Genomic DNA, 26,519 nt, shown 5'->3' on the forward strand with positions numbered 1-26,519 from the left:
GCAGTTCACGCACCGCCGGAGTCACCAAGGATAGTTCCATGAGCAGCGACCTGATCAAACACATTTCCGACGCATCTTTCGATTCAGACGTCCTTCAATCGGCCCAGCCTGTGCTGGTCGATTACTGGGCTGAATGGTGCGGTCCTTGCAAGATGATCGCCCCCATCCTCGACGAGCTGGCCACCGATTACAGCGGCCGCCTCAACGTCGCCAAGATGAACGTGGACCAAAACCGTGATGTGCCCGCCAAATTCGGCATCCGCGGCATCCCCACGTTGATGATCTTCAAGGGCGGCCAACTGGCGGCCACCAAGGTCGGTGCGCTGTCCAAGGCTCAACTCACCGCCTTTGTCGATGCCAATCTTTAATTTATTGGCGTTTCTTTCCTATAATGGGTCAACCAACTGATATTCTTGCAGCTGGTTCCCATGAAGCTGGGCAGTGACCAACTGCCTGGTGGGTGCCACAGGCCATGAGCTGATGCCGTTCTAGGCAACAGCGCTTGCATCACAAGGCCCGTGCGCCCTTTCTTTCTACCCCCTTCGAATCTACCCACGATCTGACCCCCAGGTTTGCGCAGCTCGCCATCGAACCGCAGCAGCTTGAAGGGTTTCGTACAGGGTCCAAATCCATGCATCTTTCAGAACTGAAGGCTTTGCACATCACCGAATTGACGGCGATGGCAGAAGCCCTTGAGCTCGAGAACATCTCCCGCATGCGCAAGCAAGAGTTGATGTTTGCCATCATGAAAAAGCGCGCCAAGGCGGGCGAGCAAGTCTTCGGCGACGGTGTTCTCGAAGTGCTGCCTGACGGCTTCGGCTTCCTGCGCGCCCTGGACATGAGCTTCCTGGCCAGCACGGACGACATCTACCTGTCGCCCAGCCAGGTGCGCCGCTTCAACCTGCACACCGGCGACATGGTCGAAGGCGAAGTGCGCGTCCCAAAGGATGGCGAACGTTATTTCGCGTTGGTGAAGGTTGACCGGGTCAATGGCCTGTCGCCCGACGTCAACAAGAACAAGATCATGTTTGAGAACTTGACGCCACTGTTCCCCGACGAACAGTTCAAGCTCGAGCGCGACATCAAAACCGATGAAAACATCACCAGCCGCATCGTCGACCTGATCGCGCCCCTGGGCAAAGGCCAGCGCGCCCTGCTCGTGGCCCCGCCCAAAAGCGGCAAGACGGTCATGATGAAGAACCTGGCGCACGCGCTGACCAACAACTACCCTGACGTTCACGTCATCGTGCTGCTGGTCGACGAACGCCCCGAAGAAGTGACCGAAATGCAGCGCACCGTGCGCGGCGAAGTCATCAGCTCCACGTTTGACGAACCAGCTCAGCGCCACGTTCAGGTCGCCGAAATGGTGATCGAGCGCGCCAAGCGCCTGGTCGAGTTGAAAAAAGACGTGATCATCCTGCTGGACTCGATCACCCGCCTGGCCCGGGCCTACAACAACGTTTTGCCGTCGTCCGGCAAGGTGCTGTCGGGTGGCGTGGATTCCAACGCCTTGCAACGCCCCAAGCGCTTCTTCGGCGCGGCGCGCAACATCGAAGAAGGTGGTTCGCTCACCATCATCGGCACTGCGCTGGTCGACACCGGCAGCCGCATGGACGAAGTGATCTACGAAGAATTCAAGGGCACCGGCAACTGCGAAATCCACCTGGATCGCCGCATGTCTGAAAAGCGCGTTTACCCCTCGATTTTGCTGAACAAGTCGGGCACGCGCCGCGAAGAACTGCTGCTCAAGCCCGATATCCTGCAGAAGAGCTGGATTTTGCGCAAATTGCTCTATCCGATGGACGAAATCGAAGCGATGGAATTCATCCTCGACAAAATGAAGTCGACCAAAAATAACCACGAATTCTTCGATTTGATGCGTCGTGGTGGTTGATATATAATCTCGGGTTTTCCGGCTGAGAGGAAAGTGCGCGTGCATGGTGCCGCGTGGCTACCGATTCTCAACAGCACATAAGGTTAGAAGATGAAAGACGGCATTCACCCCAACTACCGCGACGTTTGCTTCGTGGACCAGTCCAATGGCTTCAAGTTCGTGACACGTTCGTGCTCGCCTGCTCGTGAAACCATCAAGATGGAAGACGGCCGGGAACTGCCGCTGTTCAAGCTGGAAACCTCGAGCGAATCGCACGCTTTCTACACCGGCACCCAAAAGAGCATCGACTCCCTGGGCGGCCGTGTCGAGAAATTCCGCAACAAGTTTGCGCACCTGAAGAAGTAATTGTCCGGTCAGGATGTGCCTCCGGATTCGGAATAGCACGCCTGCTGATTCAATCACTGATCAAAGGGCGGCTTCGGCTGCCCTTTTTATTTGCGCTGATTTTGCGCTGACGCCCACACCCGAATGAGCTCATCCACCCAGGCCGTCACCCCCGCGCTCGTGACCCAGAAAGCCGTGAAGCGGCTGCCCCGCTGGGCATTGCTGCTGTTTTGCGTCGCCTATGTGCTGCCAGGACTGTTTGGGCGCGACCCCTGGAAGGGCATCGACATCGCGTCGTTTGGGCACATGTGGAGCTTGGCAGACGGCCAGGCGTCCTGGCTGCACCCTAACGTGGGGGGCGTTCTGCCTGTTGGCGGCGGCATTCTTCCGTATTGGCTGGGCGGCGCGTTCATTGCCCTGCTCTCGCCCTGGCTGGACCCCGCCACGGCCGCACGCATTCCTTTCGCCTTGTTGCTGGTGTCGGTGCTCAGCCTGACCTGGTATGCCACCTACCACCTGGCCCGCACCAAAGCCGCCCAACCTTTGCCATTGGCATTTGGGGGCGAGGCGCTGCCCCAGGACTACGCCCGCGCGGTCGCCGATGGTTCGGTGCTGGCCTTGATCGCCAGCCTGGGTTTGCTGCAACTGGGCCATGAAACCACGCCGGAACTGCTCCAGCTGGTCAGCGGCACTTTGTTTTTGTATGGCATGGCCTCGGCGGCATCCCGCCCCTGGCAAAGCCGCCTGGCCACCCTGGTTTGCCTGCCGGTGATGGCAGCCAGCGGCAGCCCCACGGTGGCCCTTGAACTGGCGGCGGCCGGCATGCTGATCTGCGCCTTGTCCGAAGACGTGTTGATGCGCTCCCACCTGTGGTGGGTCGCCGCCAGCGGCATCGTGGCGGCCATGGTGGCCACCGCGTTGACCAGCACCGGCCTGCCCGGATGGGCCCTGCGCATCGACACCTGGTCGGGCATTGGACGCACCTTGCGCCTGTTCACCTGGTTCACCTGGCCTGTGTTGCCGCTGGCGGCCTTGACGGTGTGGCATTGGCGACGCCAAGTGGCACGCAGGCACATCGCTGTGCCATTGTTTTCGGCCCTGGTGGGTTTTGGCGCCTGCATCGCCATGGACGCCAACGACCGCGCTCTGTTGCAAGCACTGCCAGCCTTGGCGGTGTTGGCGGCTTTCGCCTTGCCCATCCTGCAGCGCAGCTTGGGTTCGGCCATCGACTGGTTCTCGGTGTTCTTTTTCACCACAGCGGCCCTGTTGATTTGGCTCCACTATGGCGCCATGTACACAGGCGTACCGGCCAAGATGGCAAACAATGTCGCCAAGCTGGTGCCCGGCTATGCCACCGATTTTTCATGGCCCTTGCTCGTCCTTGGGGCTGTGGCAACCGCAGCGTGGCTGGCTTTGGTGAGGTGGCGCACGGCCCGCCAATCCCACGCCCTGTGGAAAAGCCTGGTGTTGCCAGCAGGGGGCGTGGCTCTGTGCTGGTTGCTGGCCATGACCTTGCTGCTGCCTCCGCTGGACCAGTCGCTGAGTTACCGCCTGCTGGTCAACCGCATCAAGCGACACGTTCCGGTGGGCACTTGCATTGCCGCGCCCAACGCCTCAACGGGCTTGTTGACCGGGCTTGAATATTTCGGACGTTACCGCGTCGATGGCCTGACGCCGCCAAGCAATGTACCCAGGACCTGCCCTGTGTTGATCTACAGCTTGCCTGCCAAAAATGCCGCGCCCACTTTCCCCGGCTGGCGCCGTGTCGCACGAGAAAACCAGCGCACACAGAATTCCGAGTCCGTGGCAATTTACCGCCGAGCACCTTGAACCCAAAGGTGAGGGTTCAACTCACACGCACGCGTGCCGTCGGCACCGTCAAAGTGAAGGTCGAGCCCTTGCCTGCCTCGCTTGCGATGCGCAACTCACCGCCATGGCGTTGCACCACATGCTTGACAATGGACAATCCCAGGCCAGTCCCGCCCGTTTCGCGCGAGCGGCTACCGTCCACGCGGTAGAAACGCTCGGTCAGGCGGGGGATGTGTTCCGGATCAATACCGATACCGCTGTCCTGGACGCTGAATTCGCCACCGCCCTCGGGCTGGGTGAGCCATCGCACCTGAATGGCACCGCCATCGGGGGTGTAGCGCACAGCGTTGGACACCAGGTTGCCCATGGCGCTGAGCCATTCACTTTCAACGCCCGCGATCTCAGCATGTTGGCCTTGATCGTCCATGGAAAACGACATGGGGTGGCGTCCGCGCGACAAGCCCAGTCCATCGTTCTCCAGGCGTTGCATCAAACCATCCACCTTGATCCATCGGTCTGATGAAGGCCTGGGACTGCCTTCAATCTGTGCCAAGGTCAGCAAATCAGCGACCAGGGTTTGCATGCGCTCAGCCTGTTGGGCCATGAGCATGATCACCCGGGCTCGCTCGACATCGGTCAATGGCAAGGACCCCATCGTTTCGATGAAGCCATTGAGCACTGTCAACGGCGTTCTGATCTCGTGGGAAACATTGGCCACGAAATCACGGCGCATGGTGTCGGAGCGTTCACGCTCTGTGATGTCCTGAGACAGGATCAGTTTCAGCCCCTCGCCATAGCGCCGCACCTGCAAGGACAGGTAACCTTGTCCGCCCCAGGGCATCAGGCACTTCACGGGTTCGCGGTAGTCGCCCGCCTGCAGGTACTGCACGAAGGTGGGCTGGCGAACCAGGTTGGTCACGCGCTGGTGCAAATCGCGCACCGGATCGAGCCCGAAGTGGTCTGCCGCCACCGTGCTGATCCAGGTGATGTGCTCGGTCTCGTCCAGCAGAATCACACCGTTGGGCGAAGCCTGGATGCCCGACAGGAATTGATCCAGGCGCCGCCGCTCTTCGGCGATCAGTTGATCTCGTTGCCTGATGACGCGTTGGACCCGGTGGGCGATCTCACCCCACAATCCAGGCATCTCAGGGGCGTTGGCCTCAGGTGTGCGCAGCCAATCCAGGATCTGGTAGCCCTTGAGCGTGTCCAGCACCGACAGGGCCAAGACGGCCGCCGCAGCGCACAGCAGCGCCAGCATCGTCGGATGCCCCATGCGCTGACCAAACCACCAGCCCACTGCCCCGCCAGCTGCGGCAGTGAGCACCCGGGCACTCACCCGGGAAAGTAGCCATGAGTTGGTTTTCTCGACCCGTGAAGACAGCATCACGCAGCGTTGGCCACTTGCTGAGTCAAACGATAGCCTGCACCCCGAACGGTTTCGATCAACTGCGATCGATCCACGGGCGACAGGGCCTCTCGCAAACGCTTCACGTGGACGTCCACGGTGCGCTCCTCGATGAACACATGGTCACCCCAGACCCTGTCCAGCAACTGGGCGCGGCTGTGCACACGCTCAGGATGGGTCATGAAGAAATGCAGCAGCTTGAATTCAGTGGGACCGATCTTGACCTCTTGCTCGGCGCGCGACACCCGCCGGGTGGCCGGATCCAGGCGCAGTCCCGCCACTTCCACCGCAGAATCCAGGGCCTGTGGTGCCTTGCGGCGCAAGACCGCGCGCACACGGGCCATCAGCTCATGCGTTGAAAATGGCTTGGTCAGGTAGTCGTCGGCACCAGCGTCCAGACCAGCCACCTTGTCCACCTCTTCGGCGCGGGCCGTGAGCATGATGATGGGCAGTTCGCGCGTGCGCGATTCGGAACGCCACCGCTTGGCCAGAGACAGCCCACTTTGACCCGGCAACATCCAGTCCAACAGGACCAGATTGGGCAACACGCGGTCGATTTCAGCCTGGGCGGCATCCGCTGTGGGTGCCACGACCACTTCAAAACCTGAGTGCCTCAGGTTCAATGCGATCAATTCGGCAATCGCCGGCTCGTCTTCAACCACCAGCACTCGGCTCATGGGGGCTCCTGACTGGATGGGTTACTTGATGATGGATTCAACGGCATCGGGTGTGTTGTGACGCACGTCGGTACCTTTGACGATGTAGATGACCTGCTCAGCCAAGTTCTTGGCATGGTCGCCCACGCGCTCGATGGCCTTGGCCACGAACACCAGGTCGATCGACGCTGAAATCGTGCGGGGATCTTCCATCATGTAGGTGATCAGCTTGCGCATCAGGCCATCGAACTCGGCATCGATCACGTTGTCGTCCTTGATGACTTCAAGCGCCGTTTGCGTGTCCAGGCGGGCGAAGGCGTCCAGGGCCTTGCGCAACGATGCTGTGGCCAGGTCGGCCTCGAACGACAGGTCGTTCACCGGCAAACGCAGGCGACTTGAAACGCCGGTGTTGATCAGGCGTTGCACCGTGCGTGCAATGCGCGCGGCCTCGTCACCCACGCGCTCCAGGTTGCCAATGGTCTTGCTGATCGCGATCAACAAACGCAGGTCTCGGGCGGTGGGCTGGCGACGCGCGATGATGGTCGACAGGTCGGCGTCGATGTCCATCTCCATCTGGTTGACTCGCTCTTCGGCAATCAACACCTGGCTGGCCACTTCACCGTTGAAGTGCGTCAAGGCATAGATCGCCTGCCCCACCTGGGACTCCACCAGGCCGCCCATCTCGAGCACTCGGGTTGAAATGCCGCCAAGCTCCATGTCGAACTGGCTGGACAAATGTTTTTCAGACATGAATTCTTCTCCGTCGATTAGCCAAAACGGCCGGTGATGTAGTCTTCGGTCTCTTTTTTCTTCGGCTTCATGAAGATGTCCGAGGTCGGGCCGTATTCGATCACTTCGCCCAGGTACATGTAGGCCGTGTTGTCGGAGCAACGCGCGGCTTGCTGCATGTTGTGGGTCACGATCAGCACGGTGTAGTCGTCCTTGAGTTCGTGGATCAACTCTTCAATCTTGCCGGTCGAGATCGGGTCCAGCGCCGAGCAAGGTTCGTCCAGCAGCAGCACCTCTGGCTTGATCGCGATGCCACGGGCAATGCACAAGCGTTGTTGCTGCCCCCCCGACAGACCCGAACCGCTTTGGTTCAGCTTGTCTTTGACCTCGTTCCACAAGGCGGCCTTCTTGAGCGCCCACTCCACGCGCTCATCCATCTCGACGCGTGACAGTTTTTCAAACAAGCGCACACCAAAGGCGATGTTGTCGTAGATGGACATGGGGAACGGCGTGGGCTTCTGGAACACCATGCCAACTTTGGCGCGAATCAGGGACACGTCGTCCTTGCTCGTCAGGATGTTCTGTCCGTCCAGCATGATTTCGCCTTTGGCGGTCTGCTCAGGGTAGAGCTCGAACATGCGGTTGAAGGTGCGCAGCAAGGTCGACTTGCCACAGCCCGACGGGCCGATGAAAGCCGTGACCTTCTTTTCGGGCAACTCCAGGTTGATGTTCTTGAGCGCGTGGAACTTGCCGTAATAGAAGTTCAAGTTGCGCACAGCCAGTTTGGACTTCAACGGGGTTTGGTTTTGAACCTTGGCATCCATGTAGGGATCTCCGACAAATTCTTTTCAACTCGCCAACGCTTCAGCGCTGGCGGAACAAGGTGCGTGCCACGATGTTGAGCGCCAACACACCCACCGTGATGATGAACACGCCAGCCCAAGCCAGCTTCTGCCAGTTCTCATACGGGCTCATCGCGAACTTGAAGATCGTGACGGGCAAACTCGACATCGGTTGACCCAGGTCGGCCGACCAGAACTGGTTGGACAAAGCGGTGAACAACAGCGGTGCCGTCTCACCCGAGATGCGTGCCACCGCCAGCAAGATGCCGGTCACCACACCCGCGCGGGCCGATTGCAGCGTGATCGAGGTGATCACGCGCCACTTGGGCGTGCCCAAGGCATAAGCCGCTTCACGCAAGGCGCTGGGCACCAGCGACAGCATGTTCTCCGTGGTCCGGATCACCACCGGTACCACGATCAATGCCAGGGCCAACACACCAGCCCAACCCGAGAACGTCTTGGCGCGAGCCACCACGGTGGAGTAGATGAACAAGCCCACCACGATCGAAGGGGCCGACAACAGGATGTCGTTGATGAACCGTGTGACGCTGCCCAGCCAGCCCTTCTGGCCATACTCGGCCAAGTAAACACCAGCCATGACACCCACCGGCGTGCCAATCAAGGTGGCCAGCCCAACCATCATCAGTGAACCCATGATGGCGTTGGCCAGGCCACCATCTTCCATCGGCGGCGGGGTCATTTCGGTGAACGTGGCCAAGGCCAACCCACCCATGCCCAGACGAACCGTCTCGAACAAAATCCACACCAGCCAGACCAGGCCAAAGGCCATGGCGCCGAGCGACAAGGTCAAGGCAATGGCATTGACGCGCTTGCGGCTGGCGTGCCGCTTTCGGCGCATGGCATACAGTTCCGCCGTGCTCATGAACGGGCTCCTTCAGATTTCTTCATGCGGGCCAACAAGACCTTGGAGAACGCCAGCACCACGAATGTGATGAAGAACAAGACCAGTCCAAGGTAAATCAGCGAGGCTTGGTGCAGGCCCTCCCCCGCTTCCGCGAACTCATTGGCCAGGGCCGAGGTGATGCTGTTGGCAGCCTCGAACACCGACAAGGAATTGAGCTGGTTCATGTTGCCGATGACAAACGTCACGGCCATGGTTTCGCCCAGCGCGCGACCCAAGCCCAGCATGATGGCGCCGACCACGCCGGTCTTGGTGTATGGCAGCACCACCTTGGACACCACCTCCCAGGTCGTCGAACCCAGGCCGTAAGCCGATTCCTTGAGCATCGGGGGCGTCACGTCGAACACATCACGCATGACCGAGGCGATGAAGGGAATGATCATGATCGCCAGGATGATCCCGGCAGACAAAATGCCGATGCCCACGGGCGGGCCGGAGAAAAATGCTCCCACGTAAGGGATGCCCGTCGTCAGCGCTTGCAAGGGTTGCTGCACATAGGTGGCCAGAATGGGGCCAAACACCAGCAGGCCCCACATGCCGTACACGATGGACGGCACCGCAGCGAGCAGCTCAACAGCGATCCCCAAAGGGCGCTTGAGCCAGTTGGGTGAGAGCTCTGTCAGAAACAGGGCGATGCCAAAGCTCACCGGCACGGCGATCAGCAAGGCGATGAGAGACGTGGCCAAAGTGCCATAAATCATCACCAAGCCACCATAGCTGTCCTGAACAGGATCCCAGTCGGTGCGCCACAGGAAGCTGAAACCATATTCACGAATGGCCGGCCAGGCACCCACGATCAATGAGCCAATGATGGCTAACAGCAGGGACAGGGTCAGCAAGGCGGCACCACGGGCCAACATGGCGAACACCCAATCAGCCCACGGAAGGGCAACGCGCCGGGGGTCAGGATTTTTCCTGAAGGAGGTTCGTCCTTGGGAAGGCGCCCCATCGGCGCCGTCAAAATCGGCGGGCAATATTGCAGTCATGGCGTGCGTGCCTCCATTCCAAGGGTACTGCGTTCAATCGTTCAACAGCAAACCGGGCACCCCATGGCGCCCGGCAAGCATCGTCTGAATCTTCTGATTACTTGTAAGCCACCGGCTTGCCAGCCGCGTCGGTCACGGTGGCCCACTGCTTGCGAACAAGATCTTTCACGCTGGCGGGCAAAGGCACGTATTCCAGATCAGCGGCTGTCTTGTCGCCACCTTCGTAAGCCCAGTTGAAGAACTTCAGGGTGCTGGCACCTTGGGCGGGCTTGTCCTGGCTCTTGTGGATCAGGATGAAGGTTGCGCCACTGAGGGGCCAAGCGTCCTTGCCGGCTTGGTTGGTCAGCACCTGGTAGAAGGTTTTGTCCCACTCGGCGCTGGCAGCGGCTGCCTTGAAGGTCACGTCGTCTGGCTGCACATAATTGCCGGCCGCGTTCTTCAAGGACACGTGCGACATCTTGTTTTGCTTGGCGTAGGCGTACTCGACATAGCCAATCGAGTTTGGCAGGCGTTGCACGAAAGCAGACACGCCTTCGTTACCCTTGCCACCCGCGCCTGCAGGCCATTTCACGGCCGTGCCCTCACCCACCGTGGACTTCCATTCGGCGTTTACCTTCGACAGGTAGTTGGTGAAAATGAAGCTGGTGCCCGAACCATCCGCGCGGCGAACCAGCGCAATCGCGGCATCCGGCAGCGGCACGCCAGGGTTCAGCGCGGTCAGCGCAGGGTCGTTCCACTTGGTGATCTTGCCCAGGTAGATGTTGCCCAGCACTTCGCCAGTCATCTTGACCTGGCCAGGTTGGATACCCTTGATGTTCACCACCAGCACGACGCCACCGATCACGGTGGGGAACTGCACCAGGCCTTCCTTGGCCAGCTCATCGTCCTTCAAGGGCATGTCGGTGGCACCAAAGTCCACCGTCTTGGCCTTGATCTGCTTGATCCCTGCGCCTGAACCCACCGATTGGTAGTTGATGCGCACGCCAGTGGCCTTGTTGAACATGTCAGCCCATTTGGCATAGACCGGAGCCGGGAACGTGGCACCTGCACCGGTCACGTCTTGCGCCAGTACCAGACCAGCCGACAAGGACAACGCGGCAGCCACCGCAGTTTGGATCATCTTGAATTTCATGTGTTCGCCTTTAAAAACCTGTGACAGACAAATTTCTCAAGGTGGACTGTAGGTGGGCATTGTGACGAGTCTATGACAGGCCCGGCGCAATTGTCACAAATCCCATGACAACCCGAGGACCCCTGACTGACCACCCATCTGTCACATTCAAGTCACGCGATTGTCACATGACACTTTTAAGGTGCCGGGGTTGCCCCAGATGGTCTGTGGGCAGGATTGAAATGGAGTATTCAATGCACATTCCCCGCCAAACACGCGGCCTGTTGGCCAACGCCTTGCTCGCCACGTCCATGCTGCTGAGCAGCCAAGCCATGGCGCAAACTGCAAGCCCCGTACCCGCAACAGTGGTTGCCGCTGCAGCGCGCACCCCCGAACTGTCAACTTTTTACAAACTGGCTCAACAAGCTGGCTTGACCGCATCACTGGAAGCCACCGGCCCATTGACCGTGTTTGCGCCCACGGATGAAGCCTTCAAGGCTGTGCCTGCCGCCACTCTGGACAAGCTGAGCAAGGACCCGGAATTGCTCAAGTCGGTGTTGACCTACCACGTGGTGCCAGGTGCCTTGAAGGCGGCCAGTATCAATGGCAACAGCTCGTTGACGACCTTGAATGGCGCTCAGCTGGCGGCCTCAAAGGCGGGCGATTTTGTCACTGTGGACGACGGTCTGGTCATCAAAGCCGATTTGATCGCTGGCAATGGTGTGGTGCACATCATTGACCGCGTGCTGATGCCCGCCGTCAAGAAGTGAACCTCAGCGCCTGATCAGGACTGGACTGCCTCGGCCAACTGCTCAGCGCAGCGGTTGGCCAAGCTGCCATCCTGCGCCTCCACCATGACGCGCAACAGCGGTTCGGTGCCCGAAGGGCGAATCAGCACCCGACCACGTCCATCCAGCTGACGCAGGACGGCCTCCTGGGCCGCCGCCAACGCCGGACTGTTTTTCCAGTCCTGCCCGGCCTTCAAGCGCACATTGATGAGGCGCTGGGGGAACAAGGTCACGCCCTCCAGCCAGCTCGACAAGCTGCGGCCGCTTCGGGCCACCGCCTGCAATATCTGCAATGCGCTGACGATGCCGTCGCCCGTGGTGTGGCGGTCCAGGGCGATCAGGTGGCCTGAACCCTCCCCCCCCAGTTGCCAGCCTCGGCTGAGTAATTCTTCCAACACATAGCGGTCACCCACCTTGGCGCGCACAAAACCGACGCCGCGCTCCTGGATGGCCAGCTCGACCGCCATGTTGGTCATCAAGGTGCCGACCGCGCCGGGCACGCTCTGACCTTGTGCCAAGCGATCGGCCACCATGACGTAGAGCAACTCGTCCCCATTGAACAAACGGCCATCGGCATCGACCAGCTGCAAACGGTCGGCATCGCCATCGAGCGCAATGCCATAGTGCGCTTGGTGGTCCTTGACCGCCTGCACCAAGGCCTGGGGATGCGTGGCACCCACGCCATCGTTGATGTTGACGCCATTGGGTGAGCAACCAATCGAGATGACCTCAGCGCCCAGTTCGTGGAACACCTCGGGCGCCACCTGATAGGCCGCCCCATGGGCAGCATCGATCACCAGCTTGAGCCCTTTCAGCGACATGGTCGATGCGAAAGTACTCTTGCAGAACTCGATGTAGCGCCCGCGGGCGTCCTCCAAGCGACGAGCTTTGCCAAGGTTGGGTGATTCAACCCAAGCCGGTGCGACTTCCAGCGCGGCCTCCACGTCCTTCTCCCATTGGTCTGACAATTTCTCACCTTGGGCAGAGAAAAACTTGATGCCGTTGTCCGCAAAGGGATTGTGCGAAGCGCTGATGACAGCCCCCAAGCTCAAACGCAGTGCGCGGGTGAGGTAGGCCACACCGGGTGTGGGCAAGGGGCCCGTCAACAACACGTCGACACCTGCGGATGCAAAGCCCGCCTCCAGCGCCGACTCCAGCATGTAGCCGGAAATTCGCGTGTCCTTGCCAATCAGTACCGTGGGCCGGGCTTCTGAGCGCCGCAAAACCTGCCCGACGGCATGCCCCAAGCGCAGTACAAAATCCGGCGTGATGGGCGTTTGACCAACCGTGCCACGGATGCCATCGGTTCCAAAATATTGTCTGCTCATGGCCTGTTCGATGTGAGAAGGGTTATAGATTGTGGCGCGGAATGAACTGCCATCGGCCAAGAATTGGGGGGAATTTCGGATGCGGACCACACCTTCAGTGCATCGACGGTGGCGGCCACATCGTGAACACGCACCACCTTCGCACCTTGGTGAACGCTCGCCAGCGCAGCGGCCAGACTGGCGGCCAAACGATCGCCCACGGGCCTGCCCGTGACATGCCCAAGGGTGGACTTGCGGGACCAGCCCACCAGCAGCGGCAGCCCAAAACTGAGTAGCTCGCTTTGCCGACGCAACAAATCCAGGTTGTGTTGCGGTGTTTTGCCAAAACCAATGCCAGGGTCCAGGCACAACCTGTCCCGAGCCACGCTCTGAGCCACCATGGCTTGCACCCTTTCCTGCAGAAAGGTGCGCACCTCGTCGATCACATCGCTGTATTGCGGGCGAAATTGCATGGTGGACGGGTCTCCCTGCATGTGCATCAGGCACACCCCGCATTGGCCATGCGCCACCACCACCGACTCCGCACCAGGCGCCTGCAAAGCGCGGATGTCATTGATGATGTCCACGCCCAGGTCCAGGGCCCGCTGCATGACCTGCGTCTTGCAGGTGTCCACAGAAATGGGCACACCCAGACTGAGCGCCCCCTGCAGGACCGGACCCACGCGCGCCCACTCCTCTTCTACGCTCAAGGTGGGGGCACCTGGGCGGCTCGACTCGCCACCAATGTCGAGGATGTCGGCCCCCTCTTTCAACAACTGCTCGCAATGCACCAGCGCCGATTGGGCATCGGCATGACTTCCGCCATCTGAAAATGAATCCGGGGTGACGTTGACAATGCCCATCACTTTTGGCGAGGACAGGTCGATTCGGAATCGGGTGGTGTGCCAGAACATGGTGGCCAAACGCTGGGTGTAATGAAAACGGGGCCGAAGCCCCGTTGATTGAATCACGCCTGAATTCAGGCGCAGTTGATGTGGATCACGCTGCAGCCGGGGCACCATCGGTGCTCACCGGAGGCTTGGTACCGCCACCCGGAGGCGTGGTGCGGGGAACCCAATCCTTCGGAGGACGGGGGTCGCGCCCCTGCATGATGTCCTCGATCTGCTCGGCATCGATGGTTTCCCATTCGAGCAAAGCCTTGGCCATCGAGTGCATCTTGTCCTTGTTGTCTTCGATGAGCTTGCGGGCAACGCCGTATTGCTCGTCGATGATCCGGCGGATCACGTGGTCCACCGTCTGCATGGTCTGCTCGGACATGTTCGTCGTCTTGGTGACCGAACGTCCCAGGAAGACTTCACCTTCGTTGTCGGCGTAGACCATGGGGCCCAACTCGTCGGTCATGCCATAACGCATCACCATGTCGCGGGCGATGCTGGTGGCGCGCTCGAAGTCGTTGCTGGCGCCGGTAGTCATCTGATTCATGAACACTTCTTCAGCGATACGGCCGCCGAACAACACCGAGATGGTGTCGAGCATGCGCTCCTTGTCCATGCTGTAGCGGTCGCCTTCAGGCAGCTGCATGGTCAGGCCCAGTGCACGGCCACGCGGGATGATCGTGACCTTGTGGACCGGGTCTGTCTTGGGCAGCAAGCGGGCGACCAGAGTGTGACCAGCCTCGTGGTAGGCCGTGTTGCGGCGTTCTTCCTCGGGCATGATCAGCGACTTGCGCTCCGGGCCCATCATGATCTTGTCCTTGGCCTTCTCGAAGTCCTGCATCTCGACCACACGGCCATTGCGGCGCGCGGCAAACAGGGCGGCTTCATTGACCAGGTTGGCCAGATCGGCGCCCGAGAAGCCAGGCGTGCCACGGGCCAGGATGTCAGAACGCACGTCTTGGCCCACGGGCACCTTACGGACGTGGACGTTCAGAATCTGTTCGCGGCCCCGCACATCGGGCAGCGTCACGTAAACCTGGCGGTCGAAACGACCGGGACGCAGCAGGGCCGGGTCCAGGATGTCGGGACGGTTGGTCGCGGCGATCACGATCACACCCAGGTTGGTTTCGAAACCATCCATCTCGACCAGCATCTGATTGAGGGTCTGCTCGCGTTCGTCGTTACCACCACCCAAGCCAGCGCCACGGTGGCGGCCGACTGCGTCGATTTCATCGACAAAGATGATGCAAGGCGAGTTTTTCTTGGCTTGCTCGAACATGTCGCGGACACGGGCTGCACCCACGCCAACGAACATTTCCACGAAGTCAGAACCCGAAATGGTGAAGAAGGGCACTTTGGCTTCGCCAGCGATCGACTTGGCCAGCAACGTTTTACCGGTACCGGGGGGGCCCACCAGCAAAACACCACGAGGAATGCGGCCGCCGAGCTTCTGGAATTTCTGCGGATCGCGCAAGAAATCGACCAGTTCCTTGACTTCTTCCTTGGCCTCGTCGCAACCAGCAACGTCCGCGAACGTGACATTGTTATTGGTGTCGTCCAGCATGCGCGCGCGACTCTTGCCGAAGCTGAAAGCCCCGCCCTTGCCGCCACCCTGCATCTGGCGCATGAAATAGATCCACACGCCGATCAGCAGCAGCATGGGGCCCCAGGACACCAGCAGGCTCATGATGAGCGAGGGCTCTTCGCGGGCCTTCACGTCGAACTTGACGCCGTTGTTGATCAGGTCGCCGACCAGGCCACGATCCAGAATGGTGGCCGTGCTGCGCAGACGTTTGTCGTCACTGGTGACCGCAATGATCTCCGTACCACCGCCGCCGCTGTCTTGCAGCGTGACGCTCTTGATGCGCTTGGCGCGGACTTCTTCGAGGAAGTCTGAGTAGCCAATTTGGTTACCGGCCGTCGTGGCGCGATCAAACTGCTTGAACACGGTGAACAGCACCAACGCCACCACCAGCCAAACAGCAATTTTCGAGAACCATTGATTGTTCACCGCGGCTCCTTATGCCATTCACCCTCTGTCTCGGCCGGCGCAGGATGCAACCCGATAACCGAAACAGATTCAAAAAACCCCGCATCCAAGCCACTGAACACGCAGTCTTCGCGGTACATGGGGACGATTCTATGCGAGTCAAGCCCCCGCTTGCATGGACCAATCCCTGGACAAGCCGAGGATTTACGCCTCATCACGCAATTGGCGCTCAAATTCATCGATTTTTGAGCCCTATGCCCACCAAAAATGTCTCGGAAGATTTATCGCGTGATGCTTTCGGTTTGATCGGTTTGACCACGCGAAATGATTTTTTAAACAATTCCACCAATTGGCTGTAGCCACTGCCGTGAAAGACCTTGCACACCAAGGCACCTTCCGTCTTGAGGTGCGACATGGAGAACTCCACGGCCAGTTCGACAAGGTGCTCGATCTTGGCCGCATCCGACGACTCGATGCCGCTAAGGTTGGGGGCCATGTCAGACAAGACCACGTCAACGGAACGTCCGCCCACCATCGCGTCGAGTTGCGCCAAAACAGCATCCTCGCGAAAATCGCCCAGGATGAATTGGACGCCCTCGATGGGGTCGAACTCCAGGAGGTCTAGGGCGATGATGGCGCCATTGAGCTCGCCCACGGCCGCCCCCCCCACACCAGCGTCTTTCGGGGCGAATTTGCGGCGAACGTACTGGCTCCAGGCGCCTGGAACGGCCCCCAGATCGATCACCAACTGGCCCGGTTTGATCAAATTCAGGCTTTCGTCGATCTCTTTGAGTTTGTAGGCCGCACGCGCCCGAAAGCCGTCTTTTTTGGCCATTCGGACGTAAGGATCGGTCAGATGGTCGTTCAACCAGGCCTTATTGACCTTTTTGCTTTTCGTTTTGACTTTCATGGCTCGATAATAGAGGGATGCCTGCTATTGAATTGACAACTGCCGAGCGACGTGCCCTGAGGGCCGACGCACACCACCTTGATCCCGTCGTCATGATCGGGAACGAAGGCCTGACAACCAACGTCGTCAAAGAGACCGACCACGCCTTGAAAGCCCACGGGCTCATCAAGATTCGCGTGTTGGGAGACGACCGCACTGCGCGCAACGAGATGTTCGCCGCTTTGTGCGATCAATTGAGCGCCGCGCCGATCCAGCACATTGGTAAATTGCTGATTTTGTGGCGCGCCATTCCGGAAAAAGAAGCTGAAGAGGCTTCCAACGGTGCCAATGGATCGCGCATTGTCAAGATCTTGAAGTTTTCCAAGAGTGGCACCCGCCGCCCGGAAGTCAAGAAAGTCACCGTGATGGGCAACCAGCGCGTGACCGCCGGTGGCTTGATCAAACGCGCCAAAAAACGCGTTCCCAGCAAGAAACCCGGCTGATCCGGGCAACTCAGCGGCGGCCAGTGAGCCGCCACGCCAGGGCCAACACCAGCACCCCTTTGAACAGGAACAAGCTGGACGACATGGCGTGCAGGGTGCCGAAGGACAAACTACCCCCCTGCCCCGCCTTGGCCGCCACGATCATCGGGCTCAGGGCGAAATGGCCGAGCACGGTAGCAAACATGGCCCCCATCACCAACATCAGCTCTGCGGACATGACCGATTGGCCCGCTTGCAGCGCTGATTGGCGGGTACGCTGGCGCTCAATGAAAAACAATGCGATGGCCAGCACCAGACTCACATAGGCCTCCGTGGCGAAAATGCGCCCCGCAGCCACGCCTGCCATGCTTCGGTCCAGCACCGCAAACAGGTTTGGGGCTGCAATTCCACCAACGGCCAGCAATATGCCGACCCAAACGGCGGCCAGCAATGGTTGCAAACGTGACGCAAAAATCATCTATCCGACTTACTGGTAGCGAACTTCAATGATTTCGTAGTGGCGCACACCGCTGGGCGCCTGCACGGCGGCCACATCACCCGCCTCTTTGCCAATCATGGCGCGCGCGATGGGAGAGCTGATCGACACCAGACCCAATTTCAGGTCTGCTTCGTCGTCGCCGACGATCTGATAGGTCACCGTGGCGCCCGACTCTTCTTCTTCCAGATCCACAGTGGAACCGAAGACCACGCGGCCCCCAGCGTCCAATGCCGCAGGATCAATGATCTGTGCGGCGGACAATTTGCCTTCGATTTCCTGGATGCGGCCTTCGATGAAGCCCTGCTTGTCCTTGGCGGCGTCGTATTCTGCGTTTTCCGACAGATCGCCCTGGGCACGCGCTTCGGCAATGGCCAAAACCACGGCGGGACGTTCAACGTGCTTGAGCTTTTGCAGCTCTTGCTTGAGTTTTTCTGCACCAATTTTGGTGATGGGGATGGTGGACATGATGTGTCTCTCGCAATGAATGGAGCCGCGCCCGTGAGCCATCTGACGATGGGTTCCGGGCGCGGCCCTCATGGTGATCTGGAGTCGGGGCCCTGTGTGTGCGCCCCGAGACGTGCCAGTTTAGTGCAGTTTGGCGTGAAGTTCCTGCAGTGAATACACCACCAGATCGTCCTGGTGCTTGAGCGCCTCGACGGCAGCCTCGCACCCGGCCATGGTCGTGTAGTACGTGATCCGGTTGGCCAAAGCGGCCGTGCGGATGCTGCGGGAATCGGCGATCGCGGTGCGCGTTTCGTCCACCGTGGTGAACACCAGCTGGATCTCGCCGCCCTTGATCATGTCACTGATGTTGGGGCGGCCATCCTTGACCTTGTTCACGGCCTTGACGGGGATGCCCGCTTCGGCGATGGCTGCGGCGGTGCCCTTGGTGGCGACCAGCGTGAAACCCAATGCGATCAGGTCGCGAGCAATGACGACGGCGCGGGCCTTGTCATTGTTCTTGACCGAGATGCACACAGTGCCCTTGGTGGGCAGGCGCGAGCCGGCGCCCAGCTGGCTCTTGAGCATGGCTTCGCCGAAGGTGACACCCACGCCCATGACTTCGCCGGTGGAGCGCATTTCCGGGCCAAGCACCGGGTCAACGCCCGGGAACTTGTTGAACGGGAACACGGCTTCCTTGACGCTGAAATAAGGCGGGATGACCTCGCGCGGTGGCTTGCCGTCGGCGCTGGTCTGGTCCTTGAGCTTCTGACCGGCCATGCAGCGCGCGGCGATCTTGGCCAGGGCCTGGCCCGTGGCCTTGGACACGTAAGGCACGGTGCGCGAGGCCCGCGGGTTCACTTCGAGCACGTAGACCGTGGCCTTGTCCAGGCTGCCGGTCACGTCGCCCTGGATGGCGAACTGCACATTCATCAGCCCGACCACCTTGAGGGCCTTGGCCATCAACGCGGTCTGGCGGCGCAGCTCTTCTTGCAAAGGCTGGCTCAGCGTGTACGGAGGCAGCGAACAGGCCGAGTCGCCCGAATGGACGCCCGCTTGCTCAATGTGCTCCATGATGCCGCCGATCATGACGTCGGTGCCATCGCTGATGCAGTCCACGTCGACCTCGACGGCATCGTCCAGGAAGCGGTCCAGCAGCACGGGCGACTTGTCGGAGACGCGGACGGCTTCGCGCATGTAGCGCTCCAGGTCCTTGTCGCCATGCACGATTTCCATGGCGCGGCCGCCCAGCACGTAGCTGGGACGCACGACCAGCGGGTAGCCGATCTCTTGCGCCAGAACCAGGGCGGCTTCTTCGGTGCGGGCCGTGCGATTGGGCGGCTGCTTCAGACCCAGCGTGTGCAGCAGGGCCTGGAAGCGTTCGCGGTCTTCGGCGATGTCGATGCTGTCAGGCGTGGTGCCGATGATGGGCACGCCGTTGGCTTCGAGGTCCAACGCCAACTTCAAAGGCGTCTGGCCACCGTATTGCACGATCACGCCGACTGGCTTTTCCTTGTCAACGATCTCGAGCACGTCTTCCAACGTCACCGGCTCGAAGTAGAGGCGATCGGAGGTGTCGTAGTCGGTCGAGACGGTCTCGGGGTTGCAGTTGACCATGATGGTCTCGTAGCCGTCTTCGCTCAAAGCCAAGGCAGCATGGACGCAGCAGTAGTCGAACTCGATGCCCTGGCCGATGCGGTTAGGACCGCCACCGAGCACCATGATCTTCTTGCGGTTGGTGGGCTCGGCCTCGCACTCGGCGCCTTCGACCTCGTAGGTCGAGTACATGTAGGCGGTTTGCGTGGAGAACTCGGCCGCGCAGGTGTCAACGCGCTTGTAGACCGGGCGCACGCCTTGAGCAATGCGGGCGCGGCGCACGTCGTGCTGGTTGGTGCCCATGAGCTTGGCCAGGCGGCGGTCCGAGAAGCCTTTTTGCTTCAGGTACCGCAACTCGGCGGTGCTCAGGCTTTCCAGCTTGCGGGCCTTGACGTCAGACTCGGTCTTGATGATGTCTTCGATCTGGGCAAGGAACCACGGATCGATGCTGGTCTCCTCGAAGACTTCTTCCAGGCTCATGCCCAGGCGGAAAGCATCTCCCAGGAAGCGGATGCGTTCGGGGCCGGGCTCGCCGATTTCTTGGATGATTTCTTCGCGGTCAGTGCTGATTTCGGTCAGGCCGTCGATGCCGGTTTCCAGGCCACGCAAGGCTTTCTGGAAGGACTCTTGGAAGGTGCGGCCCATGGCCATCACTTCGCCGACCGACTTCATCTGCGTCGTCAAACGCGAATCGGCGGCGGGGAACTTCTCGAAGGCGAAGCGCGGGATCTTGGTGACCACGTAGTCGATCGACGGCTCGAACGATGCCGGGGTCGCGCCACCGGTGATGTCGTTCTTCAACTCATCGAGCGTGTAGCCCACAGCCAGCTTGGCCGCGATCTTGGCGATCGGGAAACCCGTGGCCTTGGAGGCCAATGCCGACGAACGCGACACGCGGGGATTCATCTCGATCACGACCATGCGGCCGTCCTTCGGGTTGATCGAGAACTGCACGTTCGAGCCGCCAGTCTCGACGCCGATTTCGCGCAGGATGGCGATCGAGGCGTTGCGCAGCAGCTGGTATTCGCGGTCGGTCAGGGTCTGAGCCGGGGCCACGGTGATCGAGTCACCGGTGTGCACGCCCATCGGATCAAGGTTTTCGATCGAGCACACGATGATGCAGTTGTCCGCCTTATCGCGAACCACTTCCATCTCGTACTCTTTCCAGCCGATGAGCGATTCTTCGATCAGCAGTTCCTTGGTCGGTGACAGGTCCAGACCACGCTTGCAGATCTCTTCGAACTCTTCGGGGTTATAGGCGATGCCGCCACCCGTGCCACCCAGCGTGAAGCTGGGGCGGATCACGGTGGGGAAGCCCGGGCCGCCAGTCAGCGTGGCGATGTGCTTTTGCACGGTCCAGGCTTCTTCCAACGAGTGCGCGATGCCCGACTTGGCCGAACCCAAGCCGATGCTGGTCATCGCGTCCTTGAACTTCAGGCGGTCTTCGGCTTTCTCGATGGCCTTTTCATTGGCCCCAATCATCTCGACTTTGTACTTGTCGAGCACGCCGTGCTTGTGCAGATCCAGCGCGCAGTTCAACGCGGTCTGGCCGCCCATCGTGGGCAGGATCGCGTCGGGGCGTTCCTTGGCGATGATGCGCTCAACCACCTGCCAGGTGATGGGCTCGATGTAGGTGACGTCGGCCGTGTTCGGGTCGGTCATGATGGTCGCAGGGTTGCTGTTGACCAAAACGACTTTGTAGCCCTCTTCGCGCAAGGCCTTGCAGGCCTGGGCGCCGGAGTAGTCGAACTCGCAAGCCTGACCGATGATGATCGGGCCCGCGCCGATGATGAGGATGGTTTTGATGTCTGTGCGCTTAGGCATTGTTCTTCTCCATCAGCCGCGCAGCCATGAGATCCGTGAAACGTTCAAACAGGTAGCTGATGTCATGCGGTCCGGGCGAGGCTTCCGGGTGACCCTGGAAGCAGAAAGCGGGTTTGTCGGTGCGGGCCAAGCCTTGCAGCGTGCCATCGAACAGGGACACGTGCGTGGGGCGCAGATTGGCGGGCAATGTCTTCTCATCGACCGCGAAACCGTGGTTCTGGCTGGTGATGCTGACGCGGCCAGTATCGAGGTCTTTCACGGGGTGGTTGGCGCCATGGTGGCCGAACTTCATCTTGAAGGTCTTGGCACCAGAAGCGAGCGCCAGGATCTGATGGCCCAGGCAGATCCCAAAAGTGGGGATGCCGGTTTCGATCAGTTCGCGTGCAGCGGCGATGGCGTAGTCACAAGGCTCTGGATCGCCGGGGCCATTGGACAGGAAGATGCCGTCGGGCTTGTGCTTGAGCACTTCAGCCGCAGACGTTTTGGCAGGCACCACGGTGACCTTGCAACCACGCTGAGCCAGCATGCGCAGAATGTTGCGCTTGACGCCAAAGTCATAGGCGACCACGTGAAACTTGGGCGCAGTTTGCTGGCCGAATCCTTCGCCCAGGGTCCATTCGGTTTCGGTCCAGACTGAGGTCTCCGTGGCGGACACCACCTTGGCCAGATCCTGGCCCGCCATATTGGGAGCGGCCTTGGCCTTGGCAATGGCCTCGGCTTTCACTGCATCGGTGATTTCCTGACCAGCTGGCAATCCGACGATGCAGCCGTTTTGCGCGCCCTTGGACCGCAAAATGCGTGTCAGTTGGCGGGTGTCGATTCCGGCAATGGCCACGATGCCCTGGGCTTGCAGGTACTCAGACAGTGATTGGGTCTGACGGAAGTTGGAGACCCGGATGGGCAGGTCTTTGATGATCAGACCAGAGGCATGGACTTTCGACGCTTCGACATCCTCAGGATTGACGCCATAGTTGCCAATGTGCGGATACGTCAGGGTGACGATCTGTTGGCAATAGCTGGGGTCGGTGAGGATTTCTTGGTAGCCGGTGAGCGAGGTGTTGAACACCACTTCGCCGACTGTGTGACCGGCAATGCCGATCGAAGTGCCAGAAAAGACCGTGCCGTCTGCGAGGGCCAAAAGAGCTTGGGGCAGTACGGGCAGCACGGGGTTATTCTCCGTTGTTGTGCGCGCCCAGCTCTGCTCTCGAGGAGCCGATTCCGGTGAGGGTGAAACGATGCAAGTTTCGCTAGGCGGGGGGTGGTTTCGGGTAAACCTGTAGAGTATAACTCATCGTGCTGTCGCAAAGCATTTCACACCCACGGAGGCCCCATGAAAGGCGACATGAAAGTCATTGAACACCTGAACGCTCAACTCAAAAATGAGCTGACGGCCACCAACCAGTACTTCCTGCACTACCGCATGCTCAAGCACTGGGGTTTTGACAAGCTGGCCAAGAAAGAATACGAAGAATCGATCGGCGAGATGAAGCACGCCGACAAGCTGATGGAGCGCATCTTCACGCTTGATGGCCTGCCCAACCTGCAAGACCTGGGCAAGCTGCTGATTGGCGAAGACGTGCCCGAGCTGTTGAGTTGCGACTTGCAACTTGAAAGCGGCGCCCAGCAGACCATCAAGGACGGCATCGCCTACTGCGAAACCGTGCGCGACTACGTCTCGCGCGACCTGCTACAAGCCATTTTGGACGACACCGAAGAGCACATTGACTTTCTGGAAACCCAGATTGACCTGATTGCCAAGGTCGGCCTTCAAAATTACCTGCAATCGCAGATGAGTTGATCGGCGCGGGCCGCACCACTGGTGTGGCCTGTGAGAAATCCCCGAAAACCATGGGGACTATGCGCCCAAGGGGTTGACTGCGAATTGTTCTTATTTAGAATAGCGTCATCAACTCAGGTTCTTGACGCCATGATTGTCTGTGTTTGCAACCGCATCTCTGATCGCGACATCGTGCGCCATGCGCAGCAAGGGTGCTCGTCGTTCGACGACCTTCAGTTCGAGCTGGGCGTTTCCACCTGCTGCGGCAGTTGTGAGCAATGCGCACGCGCTGTTTTCCAGGGCGCCAAACGGGTCGTCACCGACGCTAGCCATTCAGCCGCGTCCATTGGCTTGCCAGCCTTCGCCTGACACAGCAGCGCCAAAACGCGCGTCATTTCGCACAATCGCTAGAGGCTTTTTTCCCTTAACTTTGCCGCTGCCTGACCGATACCCCTGTAGGACCGGTCGGTTTGGCTTGCAGCAGAGGGAATCATGGCTTCATCATTCTTCGTTGACGACAAAGCAAGTAAACACACCTACGGTGTGAAAGCACGGCCAACGCTGGTGCAATTGCAACCCATGCCGACGGCATTGCCTGTCGATGACTCCGATTTCCCCGCATCTTCCTCATTGCGCCGGGCGCAGGTGTGTCCGCCTTCATTGTTCAGCCGCTCAGGCCCGCAGTGGAAACGGTGGGTCAAGGGCTTTTGGTCCTGGTTGTGGGATCTCGACGAATACCCCGAGGCCATGCCCTTGCAGACTGGGTTGAACAAGGTCAAGTCAGAATTCACTGCCGCGATGTGGGATCTTCAATCAGTGCGCGCCAACCAGGTTCGCGATGCCATTGAGCATGCTCGCTCATTGCGGGAACTGTGGCACCTGCGTGCCGACGTGTTCCGGGCAATCTCGACCCACCGTGGTCAAACCGAAGCCACGGTCCGCATCGAGGCGCTCAACAACCATTTCCCAGTGCGCATGTCCCGGCCAACCACCGAGATCCGGACAGGGCGCACGACAACTTGGTGATCAGTTGTCACAAAGGCCATTGAAGACGCGATCGCCATAGCACAATGGAGGGCTGAAACCCAACAGCCCCATGAACATCATCATCCTGGACGACTACCAAGACGCCGTCCGCAAGCTCAAATGCGCATCCAAGCTGGATGGGCTTTCCGCCAAGGTCTTCACCAACACCGTCAAAGGCAATGGGCAACTGGCCGTGCGCTTGCGCGATGCGGAAGCCCTGGTGCTGATCCGAGAGCGCACCCACTTCCCCAAGGGCCTGCTTGAAAAGTTGCCCAAACTGCGCCTGATCTGCCAGACCGGGCCGGTGGGCCCTCACATCGACATCGATGCCTGCACCAGGCTGGGCATTGCGGTGGCCGAGGGCGTAGGCTCTCCGGTGGCCCCGGCCGAGTTGACTTGGGCGCTGGTGATGGCCGCCATGCGACGCCTGCCCCAATACATCGGCAACCTCAAACATGGCGCCTGGCAACAGTCCGGCTTGAAAGCCTCGTCCATGCCCACCAATTTTGGCGTGGGCATGGTACTCAAGGGCAAAACTCTGGGCATCTGGGGCTATGGGCGCATCGGCCAGTTGGTGGCGGGCTTTGGCAAGGCCTTTGGCATGCATGTCACGGTGTGGGGCAGCGAAGATTCCCGTGCCCGCGCCAAGGCCGATGGCCACATTCCAGCGCCCAGCCGCGATGCATTTTTTGAAGCTTGCGATGTGCTCAGCCTGCATTTGCGACTGAACGACGACACGCGGGGCATCATCAAGCTGGAAGACCTGAGCCGCATGAAGCCCACGGCTTTGCTGGTCAACACATCGCGCGCCGAGCTGATCCATGAAAATGCCTTGGTGACTTCGCTCAACCGGGGACGGCCCGGCATGGCCGCTGTCGATGTGTTCGAAAGTGAGCCCATCATGCAAGGCCACCCGCTGCTGCGCCTGGAAAACGCGGTGTGTACGCCGCACATCGGCTACGTCGAGCAGGACAACTACGAGCAGTACTTCAACGCTGCCTTTGACAACCTGCTGAACTTCATCAAGGGCGAGCCGACCCACATCGTCAACCCGGAAGTCCTGCACCCCAGGTACTGATTGAGACCCTGCTTGGAAGCTGAGCGCGCACTGCCCCGCCAGGACATGGCCTCGGCCCGATGGGCACTGTTGCTGGGCAATTTCGTCATTGGCTGTGGCGTGATGGTGGTGGGGGGCACGCTCAACGACATCACACATTCGCTGGACATCAGCGTGCAGCAAGGCGGGCACATGATTGCCATTGCCGCCTTGATGATGGGGCTGGGCGCCCCCATCCTGGCGGGCGTGGTGGGCAGTTGGGATCGGCGCCGCCTGCTGACCGCGGCCATGCTTTGGTATGGCCTGGGACATGCGCTGTGCGCGCTGGCGCCCAACTATGCGTGGCTGTGGCCCTTGCGCGCCCTCACCGTCTTGTCGGCGGCGGTTTTCACACCGCAAGCCGCCGCCGTGGTTGGCTACATGAGCACCCCTGCCCACCGGGGCCGGGCCATCACTTTTGTGTTCATGGGCTGGTCCATCGCCTCGGTGGCCGGCTTGCCATTGGCCGCTTGGGTGGGCGACCGCATGGGCTGGCGGGTGGCCATGGGCGCGATTGCAGTGGGCTCGCTCATCTCGGCCTGGGCCGTGCATCGCGCCGTGCCTGCTGGCATTCGCCCGCCCGCTTTGTCGATGCGGTCCTGGCGAAAGGTGTTTTCATCGCCCTTGATGATGGGTCTGGTGGCCGTCACAGCATTGCAGAGCACGGGCCAGTTCACGGTGCTGGCCTACGCCGCCCCCTATTACAAAATCGGTTTCGGCGCCAGCCCGGCGCAGATCAGCTTTTTGTTCGCCTGGTTCGGTGCCCTGGCCTTGGCGGGCAACCTGCTGCTGAACCGCTATGTGGATCGGGTGGGCGCTGCACGGGCGGTGACGTCAACCCTGGGCCTGATGGCTCTGAGCTTGGCGATCTGGCCACTGGCGCACGACGTGACCACGCTGGCGCTGGTCTTGCTCCCTTGGGCCTTGAGCGGGTTTGCCGCCAATTCCGGGCAGCAGGCGCGGCTGGGCGGTTTGTCCCCTCGCCTCACACCTGCTTTGATGTCGCTCAACACCTCGGCCATCTACCTGGGGCATGCGCTGGGGGCTTCAGGTGGTGGCCTGGTCCTGTCGCATTCCGGCTATGGCCAACTGCATTGGCTGGGCTTGTTCTGGATGCTGCTGGCGTGGGCCGTGAGCTGGTGGGCCTGGCGCGCCCAGCAGGCTCATGCTCGGCGGCGGGATGAACTGCTGTCCATCAGCCCACCCGCCAGTGCGGGTTGAGCTGGCGGT

The 26,519-nt window shown here is 60.3% G+C and carries 26 protein-coding genes; 11 read left to right on the plus strand and 15 right to left on the minus strand.

Annotated features, from left to right (window positions below; genetic code table 11):
- The first annotated feature begins 38 nt into the window (after nt 1-38).
- The 4 genes from trxA (at nt 39) to PSV38_RS07850 (ending at nt 4,048) form a co-directional block, all read left to right on the plus strand.
- Nucleotides 39-368 (plus strand): thioredoxin TrxA, encoded by a 330-nt coding sequence (gene trxA / locus PSV38_RS07835; RefSeq protein ID WP_230181051.1) that lies wholly within the window; start codon nt 39-41, stop codon nt 366-368.
- Nucleotides 369-631: 263 nt separating this feature from the next.
- Nucleotides 632-1,894, plus strand: coding sequence for a transcription termination factor Rho (gene rho / locus PSV38_RS07840; protein WP_300546370.1), 1,263 nt, complete (start codon nt 632-634; stop codon nt 1,892-1,894).
- 90 nt (nt 1,895-1,984) lie between these two features.
- A complete protein-coding gene (locus PSV38_RS07845) occupies nt 1,985-2,239 on the plus strand; it encodes a type B 50S ribosomal protein L31 (RefSeq protein WP_230181053.1) in 255 nt (84 codons plus the stop codon).
- A 123-nt stretch (nt 2,240-2,362) separates the two neighbouring features.
- On the plus strand, nt 2,363-4,048 hold the full coding sequence (locus PSV38_RS07850) for a hypothetical protein (RefSeq protein WP_300546371.1): 1,686 nt from the start codon (nt 2,363-2,365) through the stop codon (nt 4,046-4,048).
- Between the two features lie 16 nt (nt 4,049-4,064).
- On the opposite strand, the gene phoR is transcribed toward PSV38_RS07850, so the two are convergent.
- The 7 genes from phoR to pstS all read right to left on the minus strand — a co-directional run bounded on the left by phoR (nt 4,065) and on the right by pstS (nt 10,687).
- Complete coding sequence (gene phoR, locus PSV38_RS07855; protein ID WP_300546372.1) at nt 4,065-5,411, minus strand: phosphate regulon sensor histidine kinase PhoR; 1,347 nt, start codon at nt 5,409-5,411, stop codon at nt 4,065-4,067.
- Nucleotides 5,411-6,109 (minus strand): phosphate regulon transcriptional regulator PhoB, encoded by a 699-nt coding sequence (gene phoB / locus PSV38_RS07860; protein ID WP_300546373.1) that lies wholly within the window; start codon nt 6,107-6,109, stop codon nt 5,411-5,413. The genes phoR and phoB overlap by 1 nt, the downstream gene beginning before the upstream one ends.
- Nucleotides 6,110-6,130: 21 nt before the next feature.
- Entirely contained in the window at nt 6,131-6,838 is a 708-nt protein-coding gene (phoU, locus tag PSV38_RS07865; protein WP_300546374.1) for a phosphate signaling complex protein PhoU, read from the minus strand.
- Nucleotides 6,839-6,855: 17 nt separating this feature from the next.
- The gene (gene pstB, locus PSV38_RS07870; protein ID WP_300546375.1) at nt 6,856-7,641 is read right to left on the minus strand and encodes a phosphate ABC transporter ATP-binding protein PstB; all 786 of its coding nucleotides are present in this window, start codon (nt 7,639-7,641) and stop codon (nt 6,856-6,858) included.
- Nucleotides 7,642-7,681: 40 nt separating this feature from the next.
- Entirely contained in the window at nt 7,682-8,542 is an 861-nt protein-coding gene (pstA, locus tag PSV38_RS07875) for a phosphate ABC transporter permease PstA (protein WP_300546376.1), read from the minus strand.
- A complete protein-coding gene (gene pstC / locus PSV38_RS07880; RefSeq protein WP_300546406.1) occupies nt 8,539-9,441 on the minus strand; it encodes a phosphate ABC transporter permease subunit PstC in 903 nt (300 codons plus the stop codon). The genes pstA and pstC overlap by 4 nt, the downstream gene beginning before the upstream one ends.
- A gap of 223 nt (nt 9,442-9,664) precedes the next feature.
- Nucleotides 9,665-10,687, minus strand: coding sequence for a phosphate ABC transporter substrate-binding protein PstS (gene pstS / locus PSV38_RS07885; RefSeq protein WP_300546407.1), 1,023 nt, complete (start codon nt 10,685-10,687; stop codon nt 9,665-9,667).
- A 245-nt stretch (nt 10,688-10,932) separates the two neighbouring features.
- Between pstS and PSV38_RS07890 the strand changes: the two genes are divergently transcribed.
- Entirely contained in the window at nt 10,933-11,448 is a 516-nt protein-coding gene (locus PSV38_RS07890) for a fasciclin domain-containing protein (RefSeq protein ID WP_300546377.1), read from the plus strand.
- Nucleotides 11,449-11,462: 14 nt separating this feature from the next.
- Here the strand turns inward: PSV38_RS07890 and glmM are convergent, their stop codons facing one another.
- From glmM to PSV38_RS07910, 4 genes are all read right to left on the minus strand, one after another.
- The gene (gene glmM, locus PSV38_RS07895) at nt 11,463-12,794 is read right to left on the minus strand and encodes a phosphoglucosamine mutase (protein WP_300546378.1); all 1,332 of its coding nucleotides are present in this window, start codon (nt 12,792-12,794) and stop codon (nt 11,463-11,465) included.
- Nucleotides 12,791-13,687, minus strand: coding sequence for a dihydropteroate synthase (folP, locus tag PSV38_RS07900; protein ID WP_300546379.1), 897 nt, complete (start codon nt 13,685-13,687; stop codon nt 12,791-12,793). Before folP ends, glmM begins: the two co-directional genes overlap by 4 nt.
- Nucleotides 13,688-13,772: 85 nt before the next feature.
- Nucleotides 13,773-15,680: an ATP-dependent zinc metalloprotease FtsH gene (ftsH, locus tag PSV38_RS07905; RefSeq protein ID WP_300546380.1), complete on the minus strand. Its 1,908-nt coding sequence runs from the start codon at nt 15,678-15,680 to the stop codon at nt 13,773-13,775.
- Between the two features lie 214 nt (nt 15,681-15,894).
- Nucleotides 15,895-16,569 (minus strand): RlmE family RNA methyltransferase, encoded by a 675-nt coding sequence (locus PSV38_RS07910; protein WP_300546381.1) that lies wholly within the window; start codon nt 16,567-16,569, stop codon nt 15,895-15,897.
- Between the two features lie 17 nt (nt 16,570-16,586).
- Between PSV38_RS07910 and PSV38_RS07915 the strand changes: the two genes are divergently transcribed.
- The gene (locus PSV38_RS07915; protein ID WP_300546382.1) at nt 16,587-17,051 is read left to right on the plus strand and encodes a YhbY family RNA-binding protein; all 465 of its coding nucleotides are present in this window, start codon (nt 16,587-16,589) and stop codon (nt 17,049-17,051) included.
- A gap of 10 nt (nt 17,052-17,061) precedes the next feature.
- Here PSV38_RS07915 and PSV38_RS07920 read toward each other — a convergent pair whose 3' ends face one another.
- The 4 genes from PSV38_RS07920 to carA all read right to left on the minus strand — a co-directional run bounded on the left by PSV38_RS07920 (nt 17,062) and on the right by carA (nt 22,555).
- Nucleotides 17,062-17,508 (minus strand): DUF4149 domain-containing protein, encoded by a 447-nt coding sequence (locus tag PSV38_RS07920; protein ID WP_300546383.1) that lies wholly within the window; start codon nt 17,506-17,508, stop codon nt 17,062-17,064.
- A 9-nt stretch (nt 17,509-17,517) separates the two neighbouring features.
- Entirely contained in the window at nt 17,518-17,994 is a 477-nt protein-coding gene (gene greA, locus PSV38_RS07925) for a transcription elongation factor GreA (RefSeq protein ID WP_300546384.1), read from the minus strand.
- Nucleotides 17,995-18,114: 120 nt separating this feature from the next.
- Entirely contained in the window at nt 18,115-21,390 is a 3,276-nt protein-coding gene (gene carB, locus PSV38_RS07930; RefSeq protein ID WP_300546385.1) for a carbamoyl-phosphate synthase large subunit, read from the minus strand.
- Complete coding sequence (gene carA, locus PSV38_RS07935; RefSeq protein WP_300546386.1) at nt 21,383-22,555, minus strand: glutamine-hydrolyzing carbamoyl-phosphate synthase small subunit; 1,173 nt, start codon at nt 22,553-22,555, stop codon at nt 21,383-21,385. Before carA ends, carB begins: the two co-directional genes overlap by 8 nt.
- Before the next feature lie 165 nt (nt 22,556-22,720).
- On the opposite strand from carA, the gene bfr reads away from it, so the two are divergent.
- The 5 genes from bfr to PSV38_RS07960 all read left to right on the plus strand — a co-directional run bounded on the left by bfr (nt 22,721) and on the right by PSV38_RS07960 (nt 26,510).
- Nucleotides 22,721-23,188 carry a bacterioferritin gene (bfr, locus tag PSV38_RS07940; RefSeq protein WP_300546387.1) on the plus strand — a complete coding sequence of 156 codons (468 nt, stop codon included), beginning with the start codon at nt 22,721-22,723 and terminating at the stop codon, nt 23,186-23,188.
- 129 nt (nt 23,189-23,317) lie between these two features.
- A complete protein-coding gene (locus tag PSV38_RS07945) occupies nt 23,318-23,536 on the plus strand; it encodes a (2Fe-2S)-binding protein (RefSeq protein WP_300546388.1) in 219 nt (72 codons plus the stop codon).
- A gap of 123 nt (nt 23,537-23,659) precedes the next feature.
- A complete protein-coding gene (locus PSV38_RS07950; RefSeq protein WP_300546389.1) occupies nt 23,660-24,193 on the plus strand; it encodes a hypothetical protein in 534 nt (177 codons plus the stop codon).
- A 70-nt stretch (nt 24,194-24,263) separates the two neighbouring features.
- Nucleotides 24,264-25,271 carry a D-2-hydroxyacid dehydrogenase family protein gene (locus PSV38_RS07955; protein ID WP_300546390.1) on the plus strand — a complete coding sequence of 336 codons (1,008 nt, stop codon included), beginning with the start codon at nt 24,264-24,266 and terminating at the stop codon, nt 25,269-25,271.
- Between the two features lie 12 nt (nt 25,272-25,283).
- Nucleotides 25,284-26,510, plus strand: coding sequence for an MFS transporter (locus PSV38_RS07960; protein ID WP_300546391.1), 1,227 nt, complete (start codon nt 25,284-25,286; stop codon nt 26,508-26,510).
- Nucleotides 26,511-26,519 lie beyond the last annotated feature (9 nt).

It is taken from the genome of Aquabacterium sp., from assembly GCF_029946005.1.
Lineage (GTDB): Bacteria > Pseudomonadota > Gammaproteobacteria > Burkholderiales > Burkholderiaceae_C > Aquabacterium.